Annotated in this window: 4 protein-coding genes; 3 read left to right on the forward strand and 1 reads right to left on the reverse strand. The window is 69.0% G+C overall.

Features of this window, described 5'->3' with window-relative positions; translation table 11 throughout:
• Positions 1–348: 348 nt before the first annotated feature.
• Positions 349–1,113, reverse strand: coding sequence for an IclR family transcriptional regulator (locus ACZ63F_RS34115; RefSeq protein ID WP_469717088.1), 765 nt, complete (start codon positions 1,111–1,113; stop codon positions 349–351).
• Between the two features lie 362 nt (positions 1,114–1,475).
• Here ACZ63F_RS34115 and metH point away from each other — a divergent pair, with 362 nt between their 5' ends.
• The 3 genes from metH to ACZ63F_RS34130 all read left to right on the forward strand — a co-directional run bounded on the left by metH (position 1,476) and on the right by ACZ63F_RS34130 (position 7,849).
• Positions 1,476–4,991 carry a methionine synthase gene (gene metH, locus ACZ63F_RS34120; protein ID WP_469717090.1) on the forward strand — a complete coding sequence of 1,172 codons (3,516 nt, stop codon included), beginning with the start codon at positions 1,476–1,478 and terminating at the stop codon, positions 4,989–4,991.
• Between the two features lie 127 nt (positions 4,992–5,118).
• The gene (locus ACZ63F_RS34125; RefSeq protein WP_469717092.1) at positions 5,119–5,820 is read left to right on the forward strand and encodes an HAD family hydrolase; all 702 of its coding nucleotides are present in this window, start codon (positions 5,119–5,121) and stop codon (positions 5,818–5,820) included.
• Between the two features lie 424 nt (positions 5,821–6,244).
• Positions 6,245–7,849 carry an ABC transporter substrate-binding protein gene (locus ACZ63F_RS34130; protein WP_469717094.1) on the forward strand — a complete coding sequence of 535 codons (1,605 nt, stop codon included), beginning with the start codon at positions 6,245–6,247 and terminating at the stop codon, positions 7,847–7,849.
• Positions 7,850–7,987: the final 138 nt, after the last annotated feature.

Below are 7,987 nucleotides of genomic sequence, written 5' to 3' on the forward strand. Positions count from 1 at the left end.
GGGAAGCCGAACCCCGAGTCCCTTCGGGGTGTTGGCGCCCTCGGGGGTGAGAGCGATGTCGGCCTTTGGCGTTGTCACACTCTAGCGCGTATTGCCGGTAGGTGTTCGACAATGCCGACCGATGGACGGGAGTCTTGCTCCGGCGTTACGCGCACGTCAAGAGTTCTGTTATCGAAAGCGCGATCGTTATTGATTGCTGTGGGTTATCGGTGAGTCGGGTCGTCCGCCGGGTGTCCCGCAGTAACTCCACTGATCTGCGTGTTTGCCCTGTTATGTCCATCTCAGGGTACGGCTGAGGCCGGTCCGCCACACGCGAACCGGCCTCGGTCGTCGATCAGGGGCGCCTCGTCAGAACCGGCCCGCGCCCAGGTCCCGCGAGACCGCGCGGGCGCAGTCCCGCACCGCCGCGACCAGGTCGGGCCGCAGCTCCCCGTCCTTGCAGAGCCGCTCCACCGCGCCCGTGATGCCCACCGCGCCCACCGGCATCCGGCGGCGGTCGTGGATCGGTGCCGCGACCGAGGCCACGCCCTCCCAGGTCTCCTCCACGTCGGCCGCGTAGCCGCGGGCCCGGGTGAGGTCGAGGATGTGCTCGAAGGCGTCCAGGTCGCAGGTGGTGCGGTCGGTGAAGGGCTTGCGGTCGGCCTCCAGCGCCTCGCTGTGCGCCACCGGGTCGTAGGCCGACAGCACCTTGCCGAGAGCCGTGGAGTGCAGCGGCTGCATGGCGCCGATCTCCAGCACCTGCCGGCTGTCGTCGGGCCGGAAGACGTGGTGCACGATCAGCACGCCCTGCTGGTGGAGCACGCCCAGGTAGACGCTCTCCCCGCTGGAGCGGGCCAGGTCGTCCGTCCACACCAGTGCCCGCGCCCGCAGTTCGTGGATGTCCAGGTAGGTGGTGCCGAGCCGGAGCAGCTCGGCCCCCAGCTGGTAGCGGCCCGAGACGTCGTCCTGCTCGACGAACCCCTCCTGCTGGAGGGTGCGCAGTATGCCGTGGGCGGTGCCCTTGGCGAGGCCCAGCGACGAGGCGATGTCCGACAGGCCGAGCCGTCGCTCGCCGCCCGCGAGCAGCCGCAGCATCGCGGCCGCCCGTTCGAGCGACTGGATGTTCCGTGCCATCGCCGTTCTGCCTCCGTCCCCTGTGACCCTCAACCGTCACGGCGCCGTAACCATCGTTCGGCAATGCCGAACACTACCGGTCCATGCCGACTCTCCGCTAATGGGCGGTCGACATCCGTTACTTCACGCGTGGCCCGCCCTTCGGTGTCCGGCCACACACCTTCGCCCCGCACCATGGCCCGTGAGCGGCCAGAACGCCATGGCCGGCGTCATAACTGCCCGCCCCGCCGGTCACTCGTCCGCCACCTGGACGCCCTGCCCATCCAAGCCCACTCCCGGTTACGCTGGCGCCGTGCGTCCATAGCCGGGTCCGCCCGGGGAAACCGCATAGCCGACAGCCGTCGCATCCAAGGGAGCCCTTCATGGCCTCGTCGCCGCCGTCCCCTTCCGCCGACAGCCGGACCCGGGTGTCCGCGCTCCGGGAGGCGCTCGCCACACGCGTGGTGGTCGCCGACGGAGCCATGGGCACCATGCTCCAGGCGCAGGACCCCACCCTGGAGGACTTCGAGCAGCTCGAAGGCTGCAACGAGATCCTCAACCTCACCCGCCCCGACATCGTCCGCTCCGTCCACGAGGCGTACTTCTCCGTGGGCGTGGACTGCGTGGAGACGAACACCTTCGGGGCGAACCACGCGGCCATGGCCGAGTACGACATCGCCGACCGCGTCCACGAACTGTCCGAGGCCGGTGCCCGCATCGCCCGCGAGACGGCCGACGACTTCACCGCCCGGGACGGCCGGCAGCGCTGGGTCCTCGGCTCCATCGGCCCCGGCACCAAGCTGCCCACCCTCGGCCACGTGCCGTACGTCACCCTCCGGGACGGCTTCCAGCAGAACGCCGAGGGCCTGCTCACCGGTGGCGCCGACGCCCTGATCGTCGAGACCACCCAGGACCTCCTGCAGACCAAGGCCTCCGTCCTCGGCGCCCGCCGCGCCATGGAGGCCCTGGGTGTCGAGGTCCCGCTCCTGGTCTCCATGGCCTTCGAGACCACCGGCACCATGCTGCTGGGCTCCGAGATCGGCGCCGCGCTCACCGCCCTGGAGCCGCTCGGCATCGACATGATCGGCCTGAACTGCTCGACCGGCCCCGCCGAGATGAGCGAGCACCTGCGCTACCTCACCCGGCACTCGCGCATCCCGCTGCTGTGCATGCCGAACGCCGGTCTGCCGGTCCTCACCAAGGACGGCGCCCACTTCCCGCTCGGCCCCGAGGGCCTGGCCGAGGCCCAGGACAACTTCGTCCGCGACTACGGCCTCTCCCTCATCGGCGGCTGCTGCGGCACCACCCCCGAGCACCTGCGCCAGGTCGTCGAGCGGGTCCGCGGCGTCACCCCGCCCGAGCGCAGCCCGCACCCCGAGCCCGGCGCCGCCTCCCTCTACCAGACGGTCGCGTTCCGCCAGGACACCTCGTACCTGGCCATCGGCGAGCGCACCAACGCCAACGGCTCGAAGAAGTTCCGCGAGGCCATGCTCGCGGCCCGCTGGGACGACTGCGTGGAGATGGCCCGCGAGCAGATCCGCGAGGGCGCCCACATGCTGGACCTCTGCGTGGACTACGTCGGCCGGGACGGCGTCGCCGACATGGAGGAGCTGGCCGGCCGCTTCGCCACCGCCTCCACCCTGCCGATCGTCCTCGACTCCACCGAGGTCGACGTCATCCAGGCCGGTCTGGAGAAGCTCGGCGGGCGCGCGGTCATCAACTCCGTCAACTACGAGGACGGCGACGGCCCGGAGTCCCGCTTCGCGAAGGTCACCAAGCTGGCGCGGGAGCACGGCGCCGCGCTGATCGCGCTGACCATCGACGAGGAGGGCCAGGCCCGCACCCCCGAGAAGAAGGTCGAGATCGCCGAGCGGCTGATCGACGACCTGACCGGGAACTGGGGCATCCACGAGTCGGACATCCTCATCGACACCCTGACCTTCACCATCTGCACCGGTCAGGAGGAGTCCCGCAAGGACGGCATCGCCACCATCGAGGCCATCCGCGAACTCAAGCGCCGCCACCCGGACGTCCAGACCACCCTCGGCCTGTCCAACATCTCCTTCGGCCTCAACCCGGCCGCCCGCATCCTGCTGAACTCCGTCTTCCTCGACGAATGCGTCAAGGCGGGCCTGGACTCGGCGATCGTGCACGCGAGCAAGATCCTGCCGATCGCCCGCTTCAGCGAGGAGGAGGTGCAGACCGCCCTCGACCTCATCCACGACCGCCGCAGCGAGGGCTACGACCCGCTGCAGAAGCTCATGCAGCTCTTCGAGGGAGCCACCGCCAAGTCCCTCAAGGCGGGCAAGGCCGAGGAACTGGCCGCCCTCCCGCTGGACGAGCGCCTCAAGCGCCGCATCATCGACGGCGAGCGCAACGGCCTGGAGGCCGACCTCGACGAGGCCCTGCAGACCCGCCCCGCCCTGGACATCGTCAACGACACCCTGCTGGACGGCATGAAGGTCGTCGGCGAGCTGTTCGGCTCCGGCCAGATGCAACTGCCGTTCGTCCTGCAGTCCGCCGAGGTCATGAAGGCCGCCGTCGCCCACCTCGAACCGCACATGGAGAAGTCCGACGCGGAAGGAAAGGGCACCATCGTCCTCGCCACCGTGCGCGGCGACGTCCACGACATCGGCAAGAACCTCGTCGACATCATCCTGTCCAACAACGGCTACAACGTCGTCAACCTCGGCATCAAACAGCCCGTCTCCGCGATCCTGGAGGCCGCCGACGAGCACCGGGCCGACGTCATCGGCATGTCCGGACTGCTCGTCAAGTCCACGGTGATCATGAAGGAGAACCTGGAGGAGCTCAACCAGCGCGGCCTCGCGGCCACCTACCCGGTCATCCTCGGCGGCGCCGCCCTCACCCGCGCCTACGTCGAGCAGGACCTGCACGAGCTCTACGAGGGCGAGGTCCGCTACGCCCGCGACGCCTTCGAGGGCCTGCGCCTGATGGACGCGCTCATCGGCGTCAAGCGCGGGGTGCCCGGCGCCGTGCTGCCCGAGCTGAAGCAGCGCCGGGTCCGGCAGACCGCCGCCGTCGAGGTCGAGGAGCGGCCCGAGGAGGGCCACGTCCGCTCCGACGTCGCCGTCGACAACCCGGTGCCCACCCCGCCGTTCTGGGACACCCGCGTCATCAAGGGCATCCAGCTCAAGGAGTACGCGAGCTGGCTCGACGAAGGCGCCCTCTTCAAGGGCCAGTGGGGCCTCAAGCAGGCCCGCACCGGCGAGGGACCGTCGTACGAGGAACTCGTCGAGACCGAGGGCCGCCCCCGGCTGCGCGGCCTCCTCGACCAGCTCCAGACGGAGAACCTGCTGGAAGCGGCCGTGGTCTACGGCTACTTCCCGTGCGTCTCCAAGGACGACGACCTGATCATCCTGGACGAACAGGGCAACGAGCGCACCCGGTTCACCTTCCCCCGCCAGCGCCGCGGCCGCCGGCTGTGCCTCGCCGACTTCTTCCGCCCGGAGGAGTCCGGCGAGACGGACGTGGTCGGCCTCCAGGTCGTCACCGTCGGCTCCCGCATCGGCGAGCAGACCGCCAAGCTGTTCGAGGCCAACTCCTACCGCGACTACCTCGAACTGCACGGCCTGTCCGTCCAGCTGGCCGAGGCCCTCGCCGAGTACTGGCACGCACGCGTCCGCTCCGAACTGGGCTTCGCCGGCGAGGACCCCAGCGACATCGAGGACATGTTCGCCCTGAAGTACCGGGGCGCCCGCTTCTCCCTCGGCTACGGCGCCTGCCCCAACCTGGAGGACCGCGCCAAGATCGCCGACCTGCTCCGGCCGGAGCGGATCGGTGTCCACCTGTCCGAGGAGTTCCAGCTGCACCCCGAGCAGTCCACGGACGCCATCGTGATCCACCACCCGGAGGCGAAGTACTTCAACGCCCGCTGAGCGGTGCGCCCGCACGAGACGTGTCCCACACGGCACACTGATCGGACAAGTCGTACACTGGTCGGTCCACAGCAGGCCGGTTCCCGCATGGGAACCGGCCTGGTCGTCCCCCAAGGAGGTGTGTGGATTGACCAGCACGGTCCCCGCGCTCGGAACCCGTACGGCGGAAGGCTCTGCCCTCCAGGCGGTGCTCCTCGACATGGACGGCACCCTGGTGGACACCGAGGGCTTCTGGTGGGACGTCGAGGTCGAGGTCTTCGCCCGCCTCGGCCACACCCTCGACGACTCCTGGCGCCATGTCGTGGTCGGCGGCCCCATGACCCGCAGCGCCGGGTTCCTCATCGAGGCCACCGGAGCCGCCATCACCCTCGCCGAGCTCAGCCTGCTGCTCAACGCGGGCTTCGAGGAGCGGATCGGCACCGCCCTGCCGCTGATGCCGGGCGCACAGCGGCTGCTCGCCGAGCTGTACGAGCAGCAGATCCCCACCGCCCTGGTCTCCGCCTCGCACCGGCGCATCATCGACCGCGTCCTGACCGCGCTGGGCCCCCAGCACTTCAGCCTGTCCGTCGCCGGCGACGAGGTCTCGCGCACCAAGCCCTACCCGGACCCGTACCTGCTCGCCGCCGCCGGACTGGGGGTGGATCCGGCCAGGTGCGCGGTGGTCGAGGACACCGCGACCGGTGTCGCCGCCGCCGAGGCGGCCGGCTGCCAGGTGGTCGCCGTCCCGTCGGTGGCGCCCATCGCCCCGGCCGCACGGCGTACCGTGGTGACCTCCCTGGAACAGGTCGACCTGGCTTTTCTGCGCGGTCTGATGACGGAAATGGTCTAACCGTTCACCCAGCGTGCAAAGTCCATTGGCCGAAATCCCGACAGTGTTCATTCAACGGAATTCGCAACTGTTCAACGGGCTGAATTCCGATACCGCAGCGCAGAAACGCACGTGTGACGTTCCCCACGCGTGAGGATGCTCGACAACGTTGCCCGATTGTGCCGCCCACCCCCGTTCGGGGGGAAACGGGGCTACCTTGTGTCCCGATTGGGGAGACGCTGCACTAATCCTGCCGCTGTCGGGTTTTCGGTCCGTCCACGACCGGTTCCCCTGCGTGATGGGCCCTCAACTCACGCCGCCGCCAACCGTCCTGCGGGCGCCGACTAATCTCGTCGCGAGAACATCGCCGTAACCCCCGTGATCCGCTTCGACACCCCATGTATGCGGGATACACGGACACGAACAGCTCTGGAGAACTTCGAGCATGAACCGTAAGACTTTGGTGCTGCCGGCCGTGGTCGGCCTGCTCACTCCGGTGCTCGCCGCGTGCGGTGGATCCGACAGCGGGAGCAGCAGCAGCGACGCGATCGTCGTAGGCACCACCGACGGGTTCACTGCCACGAAGGACGCCCCGGCGCCGATCGACCCGGCGTACTCCTATGACGTCGGCGGCTGGAACATCCTGCGTCAGACTGTGCAGACGCTCATGTCCCAGCCCAAGGGCGAGGGCGACCCGGTTCCCGACGCCGCGGAAAGCTGCTCCTTCACCGACAGCGGCAGCGAGCGCTACGCCTGCAAGCTGCGCGACGGCCTGAAGTTCTCCGACGGCAACGCCGTCACCGCCGAGGACGTCAAGTGGTCCATCGAGCGCGCCCTGCGCATCAAGTCGGACAGTGGCGTCTACGGCCTGCTCACGAACATCGACACCATCGAGACCCAGGGCGACCGCGAGGTCATCTTCCACCTCAAGACCGCGGACGCCACCTTCCCGTACAAGCTGTCCACTCCGGTCGCGGGCATCGTGAACCCGAAGGACTACGAGAAGGACAAGCTCCGCGACGGCTTCGACATCGACGGCTCGGGCCCCTACACCTTCAAGGCCGACGTCAAGAACGACGAGCTCGTCTCCGCCACCTTCACCAAGAACCCGAACTACAAGGGCAGCGTGAAGGTGAACAACGAGCAGGTCGTCCTGCGCTCGTACAAGGACGCCGACGCCATGGGCGAGGCGATCGACAAGGGCGACATCGACGTCATGACCCGCACCATGTCGCCGGCCCAGATCAACAAGCTCGACGCCGGCACCGACAAGAACGTCAGCCTCGTCGACATGTCCGGCCTGGAGATCCGCTACCTCGGCTTCAACACCAACGCGCCCACCGTCAAGGCCAAGGCCGTCCGCCAGGCCATGGCCCAGCTCATCAACCGCGACGAACTCGTCGCCAAGGTGTACGGGCAGCAGGCCGAGCCGCTGTACTCGCTGGTCCCGGCCTCCGTCACCGGCCACTCCAACTCCTTCTTCAACAAGTACGGCGACCCCAGCGTCTCCAAGGCCAAGAGCCTGCTGGCCGCGGCGAACATCACCACCCCGGTGAAGCTCACCATGCACTACACGACCGACCACTACGGTCCGGCCACCAAGCAGGAGTTCGAGGTCCTCAAGCAGCAGCTCAACGGCAGCGGGCTGTTCGACGTCAGCATCGAGGGCACCCCCTGGTCCACCTACCAGACGGCCGAGCGCAAGGGCGCCTACGACGTCTACGGCATGGGCTGGTTCCCCGACTTCCCGGACGCCGACAACTTCCTCGCGCCGTTCCTCGACAAGGACAACTTCCTCAAGTCGCCCTACGTCAACAACCGGATCATCAACACGCTGATCCCCGAGTCCCGCCGTGAGGCCGACCGGGCCAGCGCCAGCGGCAGCCTGACCGAGATCCAGGACGACGTCGCCAACGACGTCCCGGTGCTGCCCCTGTGGCAGGGCAAGCAGTACGTCGCCGCCCGCGACGACATCACCGGCGTCGCCTACGCCCTCAACTCCTCCGCCAGCCTCCAGCTGTGGGAGCTGGGCCGCGGCTCCAGCAGCTGACGCCCGGTCATACGACAGGAGGGGGGGGGGGGGGGGCGGGGGGGGGGCCCCCCCCCCCCCCCCCCCCCTCCCCGCCTCCAGCGCCTCGACCTCGGAGGGGAAAAAACCCCGGCCCCCCGCGCTAACACCCTCCTCCCA

The organism is Streptomyces sp. NPDC104761, assembly GCF_055583445.1.